At 48.0% G+C, this 21,722-nt stretch carries 16 protein-coding genes; 9 read left to right on the top strand and 7 right to left on the bottom strand.

Annotated features, from left to right (window positions below; genetic code table 11):
- Positions 1–12 precede the first annotated feature (12 nt).
- The 3 genes from lpxA to miaA all read left to right on the top strand — a co-directional run bounded on the left by lpxA (position 13) and on the right by miaA (position 2,426).
- Complete coding sequence (lpxA, locus tag C3V43_RS11870; protein ID WP_106069986.1) at positions 13–789, top strand: acyl-ACP--UDP-N-acetylglucosamine O-acyltransferase; 777 nt, start codon at positions 13–15, stop codon at positions 787–789.
- 43 nt (positions 790–832) lie between these two features.
- Positions 833–1,396, top strand: coding sequence for an IS1096 element passenger TnpR family protein (locus tag C3V43_RS11865; RefSeq protein ID WP_106069985.1), 564 nt, complete (start codon positions 833–835; stop codon positions 1,394–1,396).
- Between the two features lie 124 nt (positions 1,397–1,520).
- A complete protein-coding gene (gene miaA / locus C3V43_RS11860; RefSeq protein ID WP_106069984.1) occupies positions 1,521–2,426 on the top strand; it encodes a tRNA (adenosine(37)-N6)-dimethylallyltransferase MiaA in 906 nt (301 codons plus the stop codon).
- A 222-nt stretch (positions 2,427–2,648) separates the two neighbouring features.
- Here the strand turns inward: miaA and C3V43_RS11855 are convergent, their stop codons facing one another.
- On the bottom strand, positions 2,649–3,890 hold the full coding sequence (locus tag C3V43_RS11855) for a carcinine hydrolase/isopenicillin-N N-acyltransferase family protein (protein ID WP_106069983.1): 1,242 nt from the start codon (positions 3,888–3,890) through the stop codon (positions 2,649–2,651).
- Between the two features lie 404 nt (positions 3,891–4,294).
- On the opposite strand from C3V43_RS11855, the gene C3V43_RS11850 reads away from it, so the two are divergent.
- On the top strand, positions 4,295–5,461 hold the full coding sequence (locus C3V43_RS11850) for an iron-containing alcohol dehydrogenase (protein ID WP_106070587.1): 1,167 nt from the start codon (positions 4,295–4,297) through the stop codon (positions 5,459–5,461).
- 153 nt (positions 5,462–5,614) lie between these two features.
- Here the strand turns inward: C3V43_RS11850 and C3V43_RS11845 are convergent, their stop codons facing one another.
- The 6 genes from C3V43_RS11845 to C3V43_RS11820 all read right to left on the bottom strand — a co-directional run bounded on the left by C3V43_RS11845 (position 5,615) and on the right by C3V43_RS11820 (position 14,167).
- The gene (locus C3V43_RS11845) at positions 5,615–5,956 is read right to left on the bottom strand and encodes a transposase (RefSeq protein WP_235655846.1); all 342 of its coding nucleotides are present in this window, start codon (positions 5,954–5,956) and stop codon (positions 5,615–5,617) included.
- A 207-nt stretch (positions 5,957–6,163) separates the two neighbouring features.
- The gene (locus tag C3V43_RS11840; RefSeq protein WP_106069982.1) at positions 6,164–9,610 is read right to left on the bottom strand and encodes an AAA domain-containing protein; all 3,447 of its coding nucleotides are present in this window, start codon (positions 9,608–9,610) and stop codon (positions 6,164–6,166) included.
- On the bottom strand, positions 9,600–10,406 hold the full coding sequence (tatC, locus tag C3V43_RS11835; RefSeq protein WP_106069981.1) for a twin-arginine translocase subunit TatC: 807 nt from the start codon (positions 10,404–10,406) through the stop codon (positions 9,600–9,602). The genes C3V43_RS11840 and tatC overlap by 11 nt, the downstream gene beginning before the upstream one ends.
- A gap of 16 nt (positions 10,407–10,422) precedes the next feature.
- On the bottom strand, positions 10,423–10,638 hold the full coding sequence (locus C3V43_RS11830) for a Sec-independent protein translocase subunit TatA/TatB (protein ID WP_106069980.1): 216 nt from the start codon (positions 10,636–10,638) through the stop codon (positions 10,423–10,425).
- 77 nt (positions 10,639–10,715) lie between these two features.
- The gene (locus C3V43_RS11825; protein ID WP_106069979.1) at positions 10,716–13,196 is read right to left on the bottom strand and encodes a bifunctional UDP-N-acetylmuramoyl-tripeptide:D-alanyl-D-alanine ligase/alanine racemase; all 2,481 of its coding nucleotides are present in this window, start codon (positions 13,194–13,196) and stop codon (positions 10,716–10,718) included.
- Positions 13,172–14,167: a GSCFA domain-containing protein gene (locus C3V43_RS11820; protein ID WP_106069978.1), complete on the bottom strand. Its 996-nt coding sequence runs from the start codon at positions 14,165–14,167 to the stop codon at positions 13,172–13,174. Before C3V43_RS11820 ends, C3V43_RS11825 begins: the two co-directional genes overlap by 25 nt.
- A 392-nt stretch (positions 14,168–14,559) precedes the next feature.
- Here C3V43_RS11820 and C3V43_RS11810 point away from each other — a divergent pair, with 392 nt between their 5' ends.
- The 5 genes from C3V43_RS11810 (at position 14,560) to C3V43_RS11790 (ending at position 21,643) form a co-directional block, all read left to right on the top strand.
- The gene (locus tag C3V43_RS11810; protein ID WP_129588758.1) at positions 14,560–15,375 is read left to right on the top strand and encodes a hypothetical protein; all 816 of its coding nucleotides are present in this window, start codon (positions 14,560–14,562) and stop codon (positions 15,373–15,375) included.
- Between the two features lie 63 nt (positions 15,376–15,438).
- The gene (locus tag C3V43_RS11805) at positions 15,439–16,728 is read left to right on the top strand and encodes a DUF4842 domain-containing protein (protein WP_129588757.1); all 1,290 of its coding nucleotides are present in this window, start codon (positions 15,439–15,441) and stop codon (positions 16,726–16,728) included.
- 174 nt (positions 16,729–16,902) lie between these two features.
- Positions 16,903–18,804 (top strand): 1-deoxy-D-xylulose-5-phosphate synthase, encoded by a 1,902-nt coding sequence (gene dxs / locus C3V43_RS11800; RefSeq protein ID WP_106069974.1) that lies wholly within the window; start codon positions 16,903–16,905, stop codon positions 18,802–18,804.
- 4 nt (positions 18,805–18,808) lie between these two features.
- The gene (gene trkA / locus C3V43_RS11795; RefSeq protein ID WP_106069973.1) at positions 18,809–20,149 is read left to right on the top strand and encodes a Trk system potassium transporter TrkA; all 1,341 of its coding nucleotides are present in this window, start codon (positions 18,809–18,811) and stop codon (positions 20,147–20,149) included.
- Positions 20,150–20,191: 42 nt separating this feature from the next.
- On the top strand, positions 20,192–21,643 hold the full coding sequence (locus C3V43_RS11790; protein ID WP_106069972.1) for a TrkH family potassium uptake protein: 1,452 nt from the start codon (positions 20,192–20,194) through the stop codon (positions 21,641–21,643).
- The last annotated feature ends 79 nt before the right edge of the window (positions 21,644–21,722 follow it).

Here is a 21,722-nt window from a genome sequence, read left to right as displayed (position 1 = left end):
ACCTGCAATAATATGATAAGTCCCTTAGCGTATATTCATCCCGAAGCAAAAATCGGTGAAAACGTAGAGATTGCTCCTTTTGTTTTCATAGACAAGAATGTGGTAATCGGCGATAATAATAAAATTATGGCGAATGCCAGCATTCTGTATGGTGCACGCATCGGTAACGGAAACACCATTTTTCCGGGAGCCGTCATCAGTGCTATCCCCCAAGACCTGAAATTCAGAGGAGAAGAAAGCACTGCCGAAATCGGCGACAACAACCTTATACGTGAGAATGTAACCATCAATCGCGGTACAGCCGCCAAAGGCAAAACGGTTGTAGGCAACAACAACCTGCTGATGGAAAGCGTACACGTGGCCCACGATGCCATCATAGGCAATAATTGCATCATCGGCAATGCCACAAAAATGGCCGGTGAAATCGTAATCGACGATAACTCCATCATCAGCGCAAGTGTCCTGATGCACCAGTTTTGCCATGTCGGTGGGTATGGGATGGTGCAAGGAGGCTGTCGCTTCAGTAAAGACATTCCGCCCTATATCATTGCCGGACGAGAACCTATCTGTTATGCCGGAATCAATGTCGTAGGGTTGCGCCGTCGCGGTTTCTCCAACGAAACGATTGAAAACATCCATAATGCCTACCGCATTATCTATCAAAGCGGGCTGAATAATACCGACGCTCTGAAGAAAATTGAGAACGAAATGGAAATGACCCCTGAGATAAGCTATATTGTAAATTTTATACGCGAATCGGCTCGCGGAATTATTCCTGCAAGCAAATAAAAAGATTCAGAGCTTGTTTTAATATTATAAATCATACATCAAAATGATCTACAGATTTACAATCATCTCGGACGAGGTGGACGATTTTGTCAGAGAAATACAGATAGACCCGGAAGCTACGTTTTATGACTTTCACAAGGCTATTTTACAGTCGGCGGGGTATGCCGATGACCAGATGACTTCTTTCTTCATCTGCGACGACGACTGGGAGAAAGAAAAAGAAATCACCTTGGAAGAAATGGATGACAATCCGGAAACAGACAGCTGGGTGATGAAAGATACCCGCCTCAACGAACTGATTGAAGAAGAAAAGCAGAAACTGCTGTATGTATTCGACTACATAACGGAGCGTTGCTTCTTCATCGAACTTTCTGAAATCATCACCGGAAAAGACATGAAAGGAGCCAAGTGTACCAAAAAAACAGGCGAAGCCCCCAAACAGAGCATTGACTTCGAAGAAATGACAGCAAGCGGAGGTTCGCTTGATTTGGGCGAGAATTTCTACGGAGATCAGGATTTCGACATGGAAGACTTCGACAGGGACGGATTCAGCGGTTTTGACGACAGTGCTTCTTCGGACGGTTCATACGAGGAAGACAGATATTAAGAGCCTGTTTTTGAATTTATCGAAATACAATATCGGGCACGGCCTCCACGGAATGGAACGGTTTTTATGAATTAAATCCGTAAAGTCCGCGTAGTCCGTGCCCGAATTATCCTTTACCGCCAACATGCATACCCTCATTGTACTTATCGGTCCCACCGGAGTGGGAAAAACGGAGCTAAGCCTCCGGTTGGCAGAGCAATTCGACACTTGTATTGTCTCGGCTGACTCAAGACAGCTTTATGCCGACTTGAAGATAGGTACAGCAGCCCCTACTACGGAACAACTTCAACGGGTGGAACATCACTTTGTGGGTATGCTGAAACTGACGGACTATTATAGTGCCGCCCAATATGAGGCAGAGACACTGAATCTCCTCGAAACGTTATTTACCAAGCATGACATCGTAGTGCTGACCGGCGGTTCGATGATGTATGTCGATGCCATCTGCAAAGGCATCGACGATATTCCTACCGTAGATGCCGAAACCCGCCGGCTGATGCTGCACAGATACGAGACAGAAGGCTTGGAAAGATTGTGCGCAGAATTAAAACTCCTTGATCCGGAATATTACAAGATAGTAGACCTGAAGAATCCCAAACGCGTAGTCCATGCCTTGGAAATCTGCTACATGACGGGAAAGCCCTATACATCCTTCCGCACACAACGAATCAAGGAACGCCCTTTCCGCATCATCAAGATAGGCTTGACGCGCAACCGCGAAGAGCTATACGACCGCATTAATCGCCGTGTGGACCGAATGATAGCGGACGGACTGGTAGAAGAAGCCCGGCAAGTCTACCCTTACCGGGCGCTCAATGCACTGAATACAGTAGGTTATAAGGAAATCTTCAAGTATATCGACGGCGAATGGACATTACCGTTCGCCATTGAAAAGATAAAGCAAAATTCCCGCATTTATTCTCGTAAGCAAATGACTTGGTTCAAGCGGGATGAAGAAATCCGCTGGTTTCACCCGGACCAAGAGACGGAAATTATCGAATATCTCGCCTCCGCCACAAATACGCCCTGAAAATCAGTGTTTTTACACTTATGCAAGTGTAAGGTCTCACTTGTAGGTGAGTAACTTCGACCGAAGCCGTACTGTAAGTTCGACCGAAGCCGTACTGTAAGTTCGACCGAAGCCGTACTGTAAGTTCGACCGAAGCCGTACTGTAAGTTCGACCGAAGCCGTACTGTAAGTTCTCGCTTGTGCAAGTGTAAGCCTACGCTCCTGCAAGTATCAAATGGCGGTTCATTCAAGCAGTAACTTATAAATAGTTTGAACCGGTTTTTCAAGCTCCCGGTATAATGTTTTCATCTCATCCACATTTACTTCTCCTTGCCTACGCCAACTGTCCAACACCGGCACAGTGAGCCTGAATACTTCTTCCTCCACGGGTGCAAGCCGTGTCATATACCCATCGCCCCTCGCCGGGCTATACAACCTTTCCCAATTCAAATAACGATTTGTCCCCATTCCCTGCTTGTAGCAGTAAACGTTGTCGGCAAGACGAAGAGACCAATCGCTGAGCGGAGCAGCCGCAAGTTTCTTGTCCAAACACACCATCGGAGGAAGCAACCTGTCGGCTCCTTTCACCCAAAGAGGTATGGCAATCCCCGTAGGAGGATAGCCCAAGAGTGTCCACATGGTAGTAAGCTCCGCCTTTTCGCCCGGCCTTACGCCTTGCACCACTACCGAACAAGAAGTGCCGCTACGTGGAATGAAATCATGATCGACAAACCAGCCCGCCCCCTTCGGACAGTTAAAATCACCGCTCCTCAAATCGATGCCAAGCATGCAGTTGCGAAATGAGCGCGAAAGGTCATTGAAGATGCCTTGCGGAGTGACGCCTCCCGTAGCCGAAGCCTTCATCAATACTCGGTCGGCCTCCATATAGCGCACATAGCCTGCACCTTCGTTCACTTTACCCGTGAAAGAGAAGTTGGTACGGGCAATGTAACCGTAAGGAGCATCTTTCGGATCATTGGCGTCATACATCGTATATTTATAATAGTCCACCTCAAACAAGGCCGCACCGCCTTTGGCATCTATCACACCAAAGTTCGCCTCTATCATGCTGGGCTTTGCAATGGTGTCAAGAAAATGTCGGAAGTCTTCTACCGTGGCACAAACCTCCAAAGCGCGATAAATGATACGCCCATTGGCTACACCGCGCTCTTCCCCATCCTTTACTTCAACGAGATTGTAAGACTGGGTGTTCATCAAGGCAAAGCCTGCGGTGTTTGTACCAATCCACGCTTCCTTCAGCTCCGGAAAATTACTACTATTCACATCGGCAATGAAATCATACTTCTCACCTTTTACATAAGCCACATGATTCCGTAGGAAGTCTGTATCGCGGTGTTTCCACAACAACGGACGGCCATCGGGAGTAACCTTGCCGGAGACAACGGCAGAAGTGCAAGCAAAAAGCGGTTCGGCAAAAACAAACGCCGAGAACAAGCTCAACATGAAGGGAATACATTTCATCATAACCTTATCTGTTTTTCTAAAAATGAAATTCACAAAGTTATGATAATCCGAGAAATAAGAAAAGAAAACATTTCGCAAATTCGTTTATATCTTACCAGATAAGCTTTTTGCAGATTGATTTGATGCTGCCCGCCGGGGAATTTGAATTCATGAAAAAAAGATTTGTAAAACACCGGATTTCAAGAAAATCACAGTATCTTTATACTAAGTCTGCCAATGACCGATAAAATAAAAGTATAACGAACTATCCAGATTTCAGATGTAAAGGCATGGGGACTGAACGTTAAACCCGGTTTCTTGAACCACCCCTTAATCGGTCTTTGTCCATGCCTATATCAAAGTTATAAATTATCAAATTATTAACCAACGTACAAATGTACGACCCCTCAAAAAAAAACAGAACTATGTTAGGCAATTTCAAGTATTCAAATTCTACAAGACTTTATTTCGGCGACGACTCGCTGAAATTCTTGGCCGAAGAATTAAAAGCGTATGGCCCTGTGGTACTGCTCACCTATGGCGGTGGAAGCATCAAGCGCAACGGCATCTACAACCAAGTGACCGATATTCTCGGCAGAGCAGGTAAACAAATTGTGGAGTTGCCGGGAGTCATGCCCAACCCCACCGTGGAGAAGCTGTACGAAGGAGCAAAACTGGCACGAGAGAAGAATGTCGATCTTATCCTCGCCGTAGGTGGCGGTTCGGTCATCGACTATGCCAAGGGCGTGAGTGTTTCGGCGTGGTGTAATGAAAATCCGTGGAAAAAATATTACAAACGTCAAGAAGACCCTGATTGTCGCATCATTCCGGTAGGCAGCATTCTCACAATGGTAGGTACAGGGTCTGAAATGAATGGCGGTTCGGTCATCACCAACCATGCCGAAAGTCTGAAAATCGGCAAAGTGTTCGATGAGCGTGTGATGCCTCGCTTCTCTATCTTAAACCCTACATATACCTATACACTGCCCCGCTATCAGATGGTGGCCGGATTCTTCGACATCATGTCGCACCTCATGGAGCAATACTTCTCCAATACCGACGACAACACCAGCGACTATCTGAATGAAGGACTGATGCGCTCTCTGATTCACTCCAGCCGCATTGCGGTTAAAAATCCCGAAGATTACGAGGCACGCTCCAACATCATGTGGACAGCGACATGGGCACTCAACACACTTGTCGGATGCGGCAAGCGGCAAGACTGGATGGTACACATGATAGGCCAAGCCATCGGAGCTCACACGGATGCCACCCACGGCATGACACTCTCCGCCGTCTCGTTGCCTTACTATCACCATATTCTGCCTTATGCCACAGATAAGCTCCGCCGGTTTGCCACAGCCGTTTGGGACATCCGTCCGGAAGGGAAGAATGACCGGCAGGTGGCAGAAGAAGGATTGGCTGCCCTGGAAAGCTGGATGCGTGAAATAGGTGTAGTGCTCAGTATCAAAGAACTTGGCGTAACGGAGGAGATGCTCGAAGGAATAACAGACAGCACCATCATCTTCGACAGCGGTTATCACAAACTGAATCGTGAAGAAATCATCGAGATTCTCAGAAAGAGTCTGTAAAACATGCCGCCATAAAACGACAACGTCACCAAGACATCACAGTTGATAAGCAGGGATATTCCAAACTATTACTGTCCGCTAAACCATAATTATCTACTCCCAACCCATTAACTATTACGTGTTGGGAGTATTTCTGCTTTTGGAAAAGCTTCCTTATATCAAATTCTCTTCTTCCAGAGGTTCTTCCGATGTTTGTTTTAGGAGTAATTTCAAGTCTTCGTCAGGTCGTTCGAAGAACGTATCCATATTGATGTAGTACATCAGGACGATTCTTACCATCGTGGCTAATCCCGAGAAACTCCAAGGCTGTGTAAGTCGTCTTTGCAGGAGTGTCATAAGCAGATTGCCTATGAGTGTCGCACAAACCTGTATCTTGATGGCGTTGGCACTTTCTCCATAAAAGTATCTGAGAGGGAAATTCTGCTTGATTTGCGTGAAGAGTGACTCTATGAGCCATCGTTTGCGGTATATTTCCACGATGGTTTCAAGTGCCATGTCAAAATCGTTGGGCAGCAAGCTCACGAGTTTAGGCTGTCAAAGATAACCCAAAGGGCTGATAATTCACTCACGAAGTATCAGCCCTAAATTTTATACACTAGAAAATGTTTTAATGGACAGCAATGAAATAAGATAGAATATTGAACATCTGTATCATGGTATTGCGTTTCTTTGATTCGAGCGTAAAAATACAGCATCTCAACCCTATTCATAGCCCATCGACTTCAACAGTTCAGAATAGACGGAGTTCAGCTTCAGCAGCGACACCACTCCCGTCATGAACATCTGCTTGCGGGCGCGGGTAAGGGCAACATTCAGCTTCCGGTCAATCGGAACACCGTTCTCTTCCGTCATATTAGCAAGGAATTTCAGTTGGTAAGCGCGATTCACGCAAAAAGAGTAGATAATGACATCCCGTTCGCTGCCCTGAAAGCGTTCTACCGTATCTACAAGTATATCATTCAGAGCAGGCACACACATAGCGGCCAATTCTTTCTTTATCAGGGCTATCTGACTGCGGTAAGGGGTAATGATGCCCAAAGTGCCAGAAGCATCGAAACCGGAAGAGCCGGCATATTGACGATAGACGGCTTCTGCCAGACGGGCGACAATCCGTGCCTCCGAATGATTTACTTTGGCAGACTGCACCGACGGTTCCGCTTCGGAAGGCAAAAAAGCCACACGGCGAGTCAGCAATGGAGCAAACTCACTGTCGCACAATTCGGGAGAAAGAATAAGTTCTCCTTGCTGATGAGGCAGACCGACAGGTTGCAACAAGCCTCCGTAGAAAGCCCGGTTGGGAAAAGCCGCCACCTCCACATTCATACGTCCCTGACGGCACAACATATCGAAAAAAGGCAAAGCGAAGCCTGGCTTTTGAAGAAGATTCCGATACAAACGTTCAAACAGGGAATCTTTCAGATTATACAGCCCCACGGCTCGCAAGGCTTCATCGCCCACCTCCGACTGTACAGAAGATTGCAACACCACAGCCGGAAGCTGCTTATGATCGCCTATCAGAATGAACTTGCCTATGGCATCCTCGCCGGCGGGGTTACGGGCACACAGCAGTCCCAGAAGCTGCGGTTCCAAAATCTGGGTCGCCTCGTCCACAATAGCCACATCGAAGGTTTTCAGCCGGAAAAGCTCGGTTTTGGCAGAAAGTGTGGCAACCGTGCCGACAAACACACGGCAACGGGCAATGCGCTCCTGCACTTGCCTACGGGTGGAGCATGCCTCCAGTACATTCTCCATCAAATGAGGCCGGAACGTCTCGTCACAAGACAACTCGCTGCCGATACGGATAAAATCTATTTCGGGCGTGATGGCAGCCAACGCCTTGCTTATTTCATCAACGGCTCGATTGGTATAAGAGAGCAGCAAGACCTGTTTACCCTCTCCGTAAAAAGCCTCAACCATGCCACGCAATGCACGGGAGGTTTTCCCCGTGCCCGGAGGGCCGACCAACAGAAAATAATCCCTGACGGCACGGGCTTTCATGATAATTCGGGAAAAATCATCCGGGGCCGTAGCAATCTTTTCATCGAAAGAAGGATCGGATTCGGGCAGACGCTGCCCCAGCAACAAATCGCGCCGCCTCTGCGTTGCAGAAAGAAAAGCCGATAGCCCCAGATACATGCTCCGGAACGAGGTGTCCATGTGGTCGTGTTCAATGGCATAGCGACTATCGGTAGGCAGCACGCCCGCATTCTGCTGGGTGGCACGAAGGCGGATGCGTACCTCATCATCAGAAATATGCTCTATATTACCTTTGAATACCATCTTATCGGTCGCATTGTCGACATCCGTATTTCGTTCGTAAAGCACCACCGCATCGCCTTGCCGGAAATTAGGGAGAACCGGCGCCGACAGTGAAGAGGAAGAAACACCCCACCCTGTTCCGGCTGCATCTGCCGGGGAAGATTCGCAAACAGGAGCAGGCAAGGCCAGCAACAAATAAGGTTTACGCACAGCCGCAGCACGGTTTTCCCGAATCTGCAAGTCGTACAGAATCTCCCCGGCCTCGCACTTCTCCGCCAGCGTAGAGAGCCAAAGCGAAGCGGCGCCTGTGCGCCCTTCATAGTCGATATCGCCCGACTTGGAAGTATAGAGTTCCTTGGTTATGAAATTATATAATGTATAGAAATAGCTTTGTTCCAACAGTGAAAGCAAACGAATCCGGTGTGCCACGGCATTGATGGAAGGATAGAGGAAACGCTTCCAGAGCACATTGTCCAGATGCCGCTCGTTCAAGGTAGCGGGATTGATATCCTTCAAGCGTTCGGCCGTATATTGCGGACTGTTGCGCAGCTGAATAGCGTATTCGGCAGCTACAATACGATTGCGCACATCCATCACGCGGCGCACCATTGCCCACGAAGGGCGCGCCGGATAAAGCAACGGGTAGCGGGTATAGAACAGATAGGCCTTCACATACCTGTGATCCATCCCCATGGCATACTCCAGTACAGCCTGATAAAGCAGCATCTGCACCTTATTGTTTTCTTTAGGCTCAATCTTGCCACGGATGGAATATTCGTCAGCCTTGCCCGATTTCATTTCGATGAACGACGACATATCCCTCTGCATATAGTCCAACCGCCCCTGCAATCCCAGCGCCTCACAGATATACGAAGGTTCCAACACCGCATCTGTCCGCTCCAGCTCATAGCCCGGTTCCCGGAAGGTTTCCGTCACGGTACGGCGGATATTCTCAAAATGCCGCTTGCAGTCTGCAAAGAATTCGGCTTCCTTTTCCCTATCGTGCAAATCGGCGCATGCCGCCAGTTCGATGGAATAGGAGCGGAAGGCTTTCTTCATACAGGCCAGATAGTCGGGTGCCTCCTCAGCATGAATCCATTCATCCAGAAAAAGATTGGCAATGTTACCCAGCAACAACGGGCGGGTATTATCGGGTGATTGCAGACGTGCCAGCAGATAATTGGCAGGATGATGCCCGTACTCCCTGAAGCATTCGGCCAAAGAACTGATGTCTATCAGATAATCGGGCTCCAATATGATAAATGAAGGAGTAAGTATGCCGTCCTCGTCTACCGCTACATCCAGCAGGTTGATCTGTGCATGCCTCCACAAAAGCCGGCAGGTTTCGGCAAACTCTTCGTTAATCCGGGGCAGGTTGTAGCGAACACGCAACGGCTCATTGGTCACGGCATCCACAGGCAAGACATACAAATAAGTCTCATCCGAATACTGGAAACAGACACGCATACGCTTCACACGCTGTCTGGCGGGAAGAGCGACAAGATAGGTGGCATCCGCCTGAGGCAGCAAGCCATACAATTCGGACGGAATATCTTCCCCCGTCAGCCGTTTGATGAAGAAGGCTAACGTTTTGGCATCACGCAGCAACGACTCGCGCTGAGGTTCAAGCCGGCGGTTCATCACCGCATTCGAAGTCAGCCGGAACGTATGGAGACGGTTCTGCTCCGCAACAGTAAGACCTACCTTCGACGCCACGAAACTGATTCGTGCCGAAAGGTCAGTCATTTGCAGGCTTCCGTCTTCCATCTGCGTGCGGCACAACTGCTCCAGCAGCTCCCGCATACGCCGATAACAGACATTCGGAGGAAGGGTTTCTTCTTTACAAACCGTCAGCAACAACTCATAATATTCCCCCACCTCATTCTTCATGAGTCAGAGAATGTGGTTTGTCCTTTATCATCAGAATGCTCAATTCATAGAGCAAATAGAGCGGAATAGCCACCACGGACAAAGTGAACGGGTCGCCCGTAGGAGTGATGACGGCCGCAGCAATCACAATGAAGACAATGGCATGACGGCGGTATTTCCGCAAAAACGTCTTGTGCACCAAGCCCAGCAGAGACAGCAACCACGTCACCAACGGCAATTCGAACGCCAGCCCCATGCAGAGTATCAGCATCATAAAGTTATCGATATACGAATTTAATGAGATCTGATTCTCGATGGTTGCGCTCAACTGATAAGTGGAAAGGAAGCGCAAAGTTAGCGGATAGACCATGAAATAGCCCAGCAACACACCGACAAAAAACATCAGCGTACCGATGAACAAGGCTTTCTTCACCCCCCTGCGCTCGTTGGGATAAAGGGCCGGACTGACAAAGCGCCACACTTCATAGAAGAGATAAGGCGCTGCCGTCACCACCGACATCCAGAAAGCGGTGGACATGTGTACAAAGAATGGCGCGGCAAGATTGATGTTGACAAGCTTCACATGAAACTCTTGTGTAAAAAACTCATCCTGCAAATTCAACTCATTTCCTATCCAGCGCAACAAGTCATAGAAGAGAAAATCGCTATGACAAGGAGCCAATACCACCTTATCGAACAGATAAGGCATGAAAATGAAGTAACCCACAGCCAATACAAACCATACACCGAGCACACGAAACAGCACACGACGCAGTTCGTCCAGATGATCCCAAAACGTCAGTTCTTTTTCCGCCATGTAGATGCACAGATTACTATTTCTCCTCTGCCGGTTTATCCAAATCGTCCTTGGCTTTATTGATTTCCTCTTTTGCCTCGTTCACACCGTCCTTGAAGCTTTTCACGCCTTTGCCCAAGCCGCGCATCAATTCGGGAATCTTCTTGCCACCAAAGAGCAGCAAAATGACCAACGCGATGATAATCCACTCAGAACCACTGGGCAGAAGCCCCAATAAAAGAAAGTTCGTCATAACTGTATCGAATTTAATTTGATGCAAAGATAAAATTTAATATGGTTTTCGGCAACAACACGCCCTAATGTTCCTCCCTAATCTTGATAATAGACTCTCTTCACCCGTGTAGACACACTTGTCAGTACCTCATAAGGAATCGTGTCAAGTACGTCAGAAAGAGCCGTTATCGGTAAATTATCACCGAAGATTTCCACACTGTCGCCCTCCTTACAGTCAATATCGGTCACATCAATCATGCAGACATCCATGCAGATATTGCCTACATACACCGCCCGCTTGCCATTCACCAAGCAATAGGCATTACCGTTGCCCAAATGACGGTTCAAGCCGTCGGCATAACCGATGGGGATGGCAGCGATGCGCGATGGACGGGCAAGATGCCCTTTCCGGCTATACCCTACGGTATCTTCTTCGGGGACATCGCGTATCTGGAGGATGGTGGTCTTCAGCGTACTTACATTATTCAGGATGGAATTATCGATAGGGCTGATACCATAAAGACCGATACCCAGACGTACCATATCGAACTGTGCTCCGGAGAAGCGTTCGATACCGGCTGAATTGCAGATATGCCGGAGTATCTTATGCGGGAAAGCCTCCTGCAAGCATGCCGAAGCCGATTCGAATGTCTCAATCTGCCGACGTGTAAAAGCATCGAACTGCGGTGAATCACTCCCAACAAGATGGGAGAAAACAGAACGGGCAATAACGGCGTCTTGTCCTTTCAGTCTTTCGACCAGCCGGGGAATATCCGAGGGAGCGAAGCCCAGCCGGTGCATCCCCGTATCCAGCTTGATGTGAACAGGGAAGTTTGTTATACCTTCCTTCTCCGCCTCTTTAATCAAAGCATCCAGCAGATGGAAGCTATATACCTCCGGCTCCAGCTTATGATCGAACATTGTCTTGAAAGCGGTCATCTCCGGATTCATGATGATGATGTTGGCCGTAATACCCGCCTTACGGAGTTCCGAACCTTCATCGGCAACCGCCACAGCAAGGTAATCCACACGATGCTCTTGCAACGTCTTGGCTATTTCATAAGATCCGGCGCCATAAGCAGAGGCCTTCACCATGCACACCATCTTGGTTTCGGGTTTCAGCTTGCTGCGGTAATAGTTCAGATTAGCTATCATGGCACCAAGATTGACCTCCAGTATCGTTTCGTGCACTTTCTTCTCCAGCATTTCCGTCAAGGCATCAAAACCGAACTTACGCGCACCTTTTATCAAAATTATTTCATTCTCAAGAGGAAGTTCGCCCTGTGCAATCGCACTCATCAGAGTTGCCGTGTCGGGATAAAACGCTTTCTCTATATTAAAACGCGTGGCACACGAAGATATCTCGCTGCCCACACCAATGATGCGTTCAATGCCCCGACTGCTCACTAACTGCGCTACCTGACGATAAAGGGTTGAGGTATTCTGTCCGGTCTCCAAGATATCAGAAAGGATCAATGTTCGTTTCAGACCTTTGGATAGTGAACGACGGTAAAGGAAGTCGAGGGCAATGTCCAGCGAACCAAGATCCGAATTGTAACTATCGTTGATCAGCAGGCAGTTGTTCTTCCCTTCCTTCACTTCCAGGCGCATGGCCACAGGCTCCAATTTTGCCATACGCTCTGTTATCAGTTCGGCAGGAAGCATCAGATAAAGACAGGCTGCCAGACAGTTCAGCGAGTTCTCAATAGCGGCATCATCGATAAACGGCAATGTAAATGTATTGTCCATCTCCAGATACCGATAAGAGATTACGGTACAGTTTTCCTGCTTTTCCACCTTATTTATATATAGAGGACGCTCCATGTCTTTCCGGCTCCATGCAATCTCACGTGCAGAAAGCATCGACTTTGCCACGCAGTTACTGATGAACTCGTCATCGCCATTGTAAATCACCACATCGCAGTTTTTGAATAGCAGAAGTTTCTCCATGCACTTCTCCTGCAAAGAGAAGAAATTCTCTTGATGAGCCCCTCCTATATTGGTAAGGATCCCGATGGTGGGTTTGATGATATTTTGCAATGTACGCATTTCTCCCGGTTCCGATATACCCGCCTCAAAGATGGCAAGTTCCGACTGCTCGTTCATCTGCCATACGGACAAGGGCACCCCTATCTGGGAATTGTAACTGCGAGGCGAGCGCACAATGGCACGTTCGGGACTGAGCAATTGATGCAGCCATTCTTTTACAATGGTCTTACCGTTACTTCCGGTAATGCCGACAACCGGAATTTGAAATCGGGTTCGATGCAGTTCCACCAACCTCTGCAAGGCTTTCAGTGGATTGGAAACCACTAAAAAATTGGCATCTGCCGGCTGCTCTTTTTTAATATACTCAAAGCCCTCTTCTCCAACGACAAAATTACGTACTCCACGGGTATACAAATCTGCGATATAACGTGCACCGTCATTTCGTTTCGTAGTCAAAGCAAAAAACAACGTTTCTTCGGGGAAATTCAAGGAACGGCTGTCGGTAAGCAGCCAATCTATGGTAGCCGGCGCATTCCCCACACGCCGCGCACCGATACTTTCAGTTATGCTTTCAATCGAGTATGACATATCTCTCTCTCATTTTGAAAATCTAAGTACGGATATTTTCCGTTAAGTTGGTCTATTTTTAACACGATTTGTCCTAAAAAACGCTTATACTCATCGGAGGATGGATAGAATGGTTTATGAGACAATGATTTACGTATGTTTTCACTTTCTTCCATTATTTGCAATGCTTCTGTGGTGAAACAAGCCTTCGAGAAACGTTCCCAAATATAACGCACAGCCACTTCGGACGGATGCACCATATCCTCGGCATAGAAACGATAGTCGCGTAACTCGTCGAGCAGCAACTCATAAGCCGGGAAGTAAAAAACATTTTCAACAAAAGTCTTTTGCAGAGCATCAATAGCCAGCAGCAATGTAGCCTTACTTAGCTGGCTGGCATGCATACCGTCGCGTATATGGCGTATGGGGCTGACGGTAAACAATACCTTTAGGTTCGGATTACTCACCCACATCTCGGATAATAAGGAAGTATAGTCTGACACAATTTCCTCCACAGAGAGTTTCCTACGGGTAAATTCCCTTTCCGGCAGCTTGTGGCAATTGCCCACCACTCTGCCGGTCGCTTTCTCTTCGTACACCCAGGCGGTGCCAAAAGTGATGAGCAGGCAATCCGGGCCGTTCTTCAAAACTCCACGGGCATTCTTCAAACACCGGTTAATACCCTCCAGCACATCTTCTGCTTTTTCCGCCGAAAACATGCCGTGATGCATGGCGCTATGCCAAAGCCCGCGATATCGGAATAAATCTTCCTGCGCATATTCTTTCCCGCTCAGCATTTCACGCAAAGCGGCAGAAATAGAATACGGGTTATAAAGCACGCCATAGGGGTTGACCTCACAATGAAATTTGGCATCCTGAAGCCTACTCCCCATGTTGGCAGCAAAACAAGAGCCGAGCAGCATCAAACGGTCAGCCTGTGTCAAACGAGGCAGATTATCGGGAATATCGGTCGCAGTATAAAAAAATGCCATTTCAAGTTTACTTTTCGCTTCTATACACACAAAATTAGAAAAAATAATTCATCTCACCGAACCATTCTCCCATAAAAAAAGTCCATATAGCAAAATGCCCTCGACCGGTCACCCGATCCTTATCCGAGGCGTACCAACTCTGCACCTCCTCCATATCTATACCTGAGGTCTTAGAATTCAGGTATCTATAGAAACGAACCTGATACAGAGTTGGTACGGAGAAGATATGAAGCAAACATACTTTATTTGCTAAAAATATTGATTATCTAAACAATAAAGTTGATTATTTGATTCTATTAATAATATAATTCGTATATTTGCAGCATGAAATTCACTCATTATGAGCGAAACAAGTTATATAATGCAACATTATTTTATACAATAGGATTATTATGAGAAGTAAAAAGATGAATTTTTTCCGCATCCTGCCGATATTAGCTATCGGAGGAATTTTCACATTCATAGGGTGTGACTCATCAAACGATGTTTACAATCCTGACGCCATTAAGGAACAAGCAAAAAAAGCTTTTCCCGTAAAAGACATTGACCCTAACCAGACTTGGGAAACAAGTTCGGTTTGCAAAGCGACCGTATCAGTAAACGAAACAGCCGGTGAAGTTTACACCATTAAAGTATATACAGCCAATCCATACAACAAAGACAGTAAAGCTGCACTGCTTGCCACAACCTCTGTAAGCAATGGAAAAACAGCAAGCTTTGAGTTCGATATTCCGGCTGCGCAGCAGTATGTATATGTGATGAAAGTAGACAGCAAGGGATATAGCTCGGTAAAACCTGTTTTAGTTGAAAACAGCAAGATGGTCGTTTCTTTCGGGGGAGTGAACAATATCGCCGGCACGGTTAGAACAAGAGCTACAGCTACTGTCGTTACTTTCACGGCACCGGATGCTTCTCAGTTCCCTACAAGAGAAACCGTGAAACAGTTGGGCTTGCAACAAACAAACGGACAAATCGGAACAAGTGGGAATTATGAAATCAAGGCATCTGTAAGTTCCATCAACAATTGGGGGAGCAATGCCAATATGTATGTCACGGAAAACGTAACGTTAAGTTCTCTGTATATCGGGCAAAACTCCAAGCTATATATACTTTCCGGAGCAACCCTTACTTTGACATCTTCCGGATACTCATTAGGACAATCCGGTTCTGTAATCAGCGTTGGCAAAGATGCTAAACTTATCCTTTAAAGTGGACAATTGCAAGCTTCTAATTCGAAAATCTATAATGCCGGTACAATAGAAACCGAAAGATTGGATATAGCAGGAAGCGGCTATATTTACAACAACGGCACACTCACTGTCACAAATGCCGTAACTGTTGCCAATTACAATTCTCTTCTCGTAAACGAAGAAGCCATGACTGCTTCTTCATTCGAGACACAAGGCTCCAGTTCTTTCTACAATAGCGGCACAGTTACAATATCAGGTAAGACTCATTTAAGTAGCACTAATCAAAAATGGGAAAATCAGGGTAACTTCAAGACCAAGACAATGGAGATTGAGGCATCAAGTTCCAACCTACTGAACGCTTGCCAATTATACGTTGAAGATGAATTCAGAATAAATACTTCATCTACTACTACCAATAATGCTTTCAAGATGGACGGAGGCGCTTATACAGAATGCGGAAGTTTGTATTTGGACAATGCAAGCGTAGTGATGGGAGGCAAGGCTTTCTTTAATGTGAAAGGTACTGCCACATACAATTACAATAAAGGTGGATTCTACGCTACTGCCCAAGATTTCGCTGTATTGAAAATTGGGAAAGCTGTTCAAAACAAACACGGACAAGGAAATACCATCGGCTATCATGGTAAACTATACGTGGCTTGTAACGACCATTTCGAGGATGGCCTTTCCGGCAGCGTACATTATATCATTTGGGAAGGAGATGCCCAACTGACCGGTGCCGACAATGCAGAAATCAGCATCCCGTCTTCTAATTGTAATCCCGGTTACAACAGCAAGCCAGACAATGGTGGCAACGATACTCCGGCAACCTACGCTTACGCATTCGAAGACATGATGAAGGAAGTGGGCGACTATGACTTCAACGACGTAGTGCTCTATGTATCTGTCCCCTACGACAAGAATGGAAAGAAAGTGATAGACGTAACCCTGAAAGCTGCCGGAGCAACAAAAAAGCTGGCGGTAGGTTTCAACAACAGCGGACAGAAGCAGACTCTCTTTGCCGACGTACATGAGGCTTTGGGTGTTGCGGCAGGTACGCTTGTCAACACCGGCACAGCAACCGGAACAGAGAAAAAAATAACCGTTGAGGTGGCAAGCAATTTCACCTTGACAGAACATGGCGACTTCTATATCACAGACGGAAGCATCGAAAGACATATACCTAACTTCACCGATGGCTTCAAACCCGGTGATGTGCCTTACGGCATCCGCATAGCAAGCAGTAACTGGAAATGGCCGAAAGAACGTGTTGTCATCACGGAAGCTTATGCAGGTTTTGCAGCATGGGCAAATGATGCTACGGCAGCTGCTTCATGGTACAATGAACCGATAAACGGAAAAGTGTATTAATCTTCCAAAGCAACTTCACTTATAACATAAGCAGAAGCATAATCATCCCCTTGCTCCGCCCCCTGCATCACAACAGTGGAAGCCGGAGCAAGGGGATTCACTTTTTTCCGCTAAAACCTCCCTCTATCTGTTTTCTTTTACTATTTTTGCATAACGTAATCTTTCAAACTAGTGATGGAAAAAGAACCTACAGCATATAACTTGCTCAAAACGATTGACTCTCCCGAAGATTTACGCCGTCTCAGCGTCAATCAGCTACCGGAGGTCTGCGATGAGTTGAGACAAGACATCATCAAGGAAGTTTCATGCAATCCGGGACATTTCGCCGCCTCTTTGGGTACGGTAGAACTCACGGTTGCCCTGCATTACGTTTATAATACCCCCTACGACCGCATCGTGTGGGACGTGGGACATCAGGCTTACGGGCACAAAATCCTGACCGGACGCCGCGACGTCTTTTCCAGCAACCGGAAGTTCAAAGGTATTCGTCCTTTCCCCTCACCGGAAGAAAGCGAATATGATACATTCACCTGCGGACATGCCTCAAACTCCATCTCGGCAGCTCTCGGCATGGCAGTGGCAGCCGAAAAGAAAGGAGAAAAAGACCGTCATGTGGTGGCAGTCATCGGTGACGGAAGCATGAGTGGCGGGCTGGCATTTGAAGGTCTGAATAATGTGTCGTCTACTCCGAACAATCTGCTCATCATCCTCAACGACAATGACATGGCCATAGACCATAGCGTAGGAGGGATGAAACAGTATCTCTTTAACTTGACAACCAGCAACCGGTACAATCAGTTACGCTTCAGAATATCCAAACTATTATTCAAGATAGGCGTCTTGAACGAAGAGCGTCGCAAAGCGCTCATACGCTTTGCCAACAGCCTGAAATCCATGGCTGCCCAACAGCAGAATATTTTCGAAGGAATGAATATCCGTTACTTTGGCCCCGTCAACGGACATGACGTGAAGAACATCGCACGCATTCTGCGAGACATCAGAGGGATGAAAGGCCCCAAGATACTGCACCTGCATACCGTGAAAGGAAAAGGCTTCGAACCTGCCGAAAAAGCACCGGATATTTGGCATGCTCCCGGCAAGTTCAATCCGGAGACAGGCAAACGTATCACTACAGACACCAGCAACCTCCCCCCCCTCTTCCAGGATGTGTTCGGCGAGACTTTGTTGGAACTGGCCGAACAGAATCCAAAGATTGTAGGTGTCACTCCCGCCATGCCCACCGGTTGTTCCATGAACAAGTTGATGGAAGCCATGCCCCAGCGCGCTTTCGATGTGGGTATTGCCGAAGGGCATGCCGCCACTTTCTCCGGCGGAATGGCCAAAGAAGGGCTGCAACCTTTCTGCAATATCTATTCTTCTTTCATGCAACGGGCTTACGACAACGTAATTCATGATATTGCCTTGCTGAAACTCCCCGTAGTCCTCTGTCTCGACCGTGCCGGACTGGTAGGCGAAGACGGCCCTACCCATCACGGGGTTTTCGACCTTGCTTATTTCCGTCCCATCCCCAACCTGACCATCTCTTCGCCAATGGATGAGCATGAGTTGCGGCGGCTGATGTACACGGCACAACTCCCGAACAAGGGCCCTTTCGTCATCCGCTATCCCCGCGGGCGTGGCGTATTGCCCGACTGGCGCTGTCCGCTGGAAGAAATTCCCGTAGGCAAAGGGCGCAGGCTGAAGGAAGGGAAAGACCTTGCCGTCATCACGCTCGGTCCCATAGGCAATATCGCTGCACGTGCAATCGGGCGTGCCGAGAAAGAGAACGGTATCTCCATTGCACACTATGACTTGCGTTTTCTCAAACCCCTGGACGAAGATTTACTGCATGAGGCAGGAAGGAATTTCCGGCGCATCATCACCATAGAAGACGGTATGCGTACAGGCGGCATGGGCAGCGCGGTACTGGAGTTCATGGCCGACCATGACTACACCCCGCAGGTAGAGCGGATTGGCGTGCCCGATACGTTCATAGAGCACGGCACGGTGCAAGAGTTGTATCATCTGTGCAAAATGGATGAGGAAGGAATCTATAAAGAATTAATTAAGAAATAGAAAAGTGAAGATAATCATTGCAGGCGCAGGTGCAGTAGGCACACACTTGGCCAAATTACTGTCTCGCGAAAAGCAGGACATTATCCTGATGGACGACGATGAAGAGAGGTTGAGCACACTAAGCTCCAACTTCGACTTGATGACAGTCACCGCATCGCCCACCTCCATAAAAGGTTTGAAAGAAGTGGGTACGGGTGAAGCTGACCTATTCATTGCCGTCACTCCGGATGAGAGCCGAAACATGACTGCCTGTATGCTGGCAACCAACCTTGGTGCAAAAAAGACCCTGGCACGCATTGACAATTACGAATATCTGCTGCCCAAGAACAAAGAGTTTTTCAAGACGCTGGGAGTAGACTCGCTGATTTACCCCGAAATGCTTGCCGCCAAAGAGATCGTATCGTCCATCCGAATGAGCTGGGTGCGCCAATGGTGGGAGTTCTGTGGAGGAGCCCTCATACTGATCGGTGCCAAGATGCGCGAGAAAGCTGAAATACTGGACATACCCCTGTACGAATTGGGAAACTCGGAACTGCCCTATCACATAGTAGCCATTAAACGCGGTGGTGAAACCCTCATCCCACGAGGCAACGACACCATCAAGTTGTATGACATTGTCTACTTCACCACTACCCGGAAATACATCCCCTACATCCGCAAGATAACCGGCAAGGAAGACTATGCCGACGTACGCAACGTGATGATTATGGGAGGTAGCCGGATTGCCGTGCGTACGGCGCAGTATGTGCCCGACTACATGCAGGTGAAGATCGTGGAAAACGATCTGCCTCGCTGCAACCGCCTGACAGAATTGCTGGACGACAAAACCATGATTATCAATGGAGACGGCCGCGACATGGATCTGCTCCTCGAAGAGGGGCTGGCCAATACAGAGGCTTTTGTGGCTCTGACCGGGAATTCCGAGACCAATATTCTTGCCTGTCTGGCAGCCAAACGCATGGGAGTGAGCAAGACGGTGGCGGAAGTGGAGAATATCGACTATATAGGCATGGCGGAGAGCCTGGACATCGGCACCGTGATCAATAAGAAAATGATTGCCGCCAGCCACATCTACCAGATGATGCTGGATGCGGACGTAAGCAACGTAAAAAGTCTGACCTTTGCCAACGCTGACGTGGCGGAGTTCACGGTGAAAGAAGGCTCCAAAATAACCAGACATCCGGTAAAAGACCTCGGTTTACCGAAAGGAACCACCATCGGAGGACTAATCAGAAACGGCGAGGGTCTGGTCGTAACGGGTAATACAGAGATAAAGCCGGGCGACCATGTAGTGGTATTCTGCCTGAGTATGATGATTAAGAAAATTGAGAAATACTTCAACTAAAGAAAGCACGTCGCTACGATGACATGCTGCCCATAAAACGTTATGATACACAAGAAGATGATATGTAAAGTGCTGGGGGATTTGCTTTTGATAGAAACAGCCATGATACTGCTGTGCACAGGTGTATCACTGTTTTACGGTGAAAACGATTTGCCAGCATTCCTCTACACGGCATGTATCACCACCGGTACGGGCATGATACTGGCACTTTTCGGAAGAAACGCCGAACGGCAACTGACACGCCGCGAAGGATACCTCATCGTGTCATTGGCCTGGATTATTTTCTCCGCCTTCGGCATGTTGCCTTTTTACCTCAGCGGATATATTCCCAGTATCACGAACGCATTCTTTGAAACCATGTCGGGCGTGAGCAGCACCGGCTCCACCATTCTGGAAAAGGTGGAAGATTTGCCCCACGGGCTGCTCTTCTGGCGCAGCATGACGCAATGGATAGGCGGATTAGGCATAATCTTGTTCACCATTGCCGTATTGCCCATCTTCGGCATCAACGGCGTACAGGTCTTTGCCGCCGAAGCCAGCGGCCCCACGCACGACAAGGTACACCCTCGCATCGGCATCACCGCACGCTGGATATGGAGTATTTATACGGGGTTGACTTTGATAGCTACACTCCTTCTTGCCATCGGGGGCATGAGTTGGTTCGACAGCGTTTGTCATGCTTTTGCCGCCACCGGTACGGGAGGCTTTTCTACACGGACGGCAAGTATAGCCTACTACTGTTCGCCCTACATAGAATATGTATTGTCGCTATTCATGTTTATTTCCGGCATCAACTTCACATTGATATTGCTGTTCGTCACCGGACACTTCAAGAAGACGTTTCACGATGCCGAGCTGAAGTTCTACTTCTGGTGCATCGTAGGATTCACGTTGTCCATCTTCGCTATTCTCTACCTGAAAACCACCCTTGATGCTGAGACCGCTTTCCGCACATCGCTCTTCCAAGTGATTTCCATCCAGACTTCCACCGGTTTTGCTACCAACGACTATATGACGTGGCCGACAATGGCATGGGGAATGATGCCCATACTGATGCTGATAGGTGCTTGCGCAGGCAGCACCTCGGGAGGTATGAAGTGCATCCGCATCGTCATTCTGGTTCGTGTGATGAAGAACGAGTTCAAGCGGTTGCTGCATCCCAACGCCGTATTGCCGATAAGGATAAACAAGCAGGTGATTGCCCCTACGTTGCAATCCACGGTACTTGCTTTCACTTTCCTTATCCTTTTGATTTGTTTTGCCTGCATACTGATATTGATGGGGCTGGAGATACCGCTGACCGAATCAATAGGCGTAGTGATATCAAGCATCGGCAATACAGGTCCCGGACTGGGAGCTTTCGGCCCCGCCTTTTCGTGGAACGCACTGCCCGATGCAGCCAAGTGGGTCTGCTCGCTGCTGATGTTGCTGGGGCGTCTGGAACTATTCACCGTATTGTTGCTTTTCACTCCCGACTTCTGGAAACGCAACTGATGAACGGGAACGGACTTTAATACGATAAAGCAACAGACTTGCAGCATGCAAGACAAACAGGCCTCTCGAAACGCCTGCC

This window comes from Prevotella heparinolytica, assembly GCF_002998535.1.
GTDB lineage: Bacteria > Bacteroidota > Bacteroidia > Bacteroidales > Bacteroidaceae > Bacteroides > Bacteroides heparinolyticus.
Note: the sequence above shows the minus strand (reverse complement) of the source record. Positions and strands in the feature narration are given on the sequence as shown.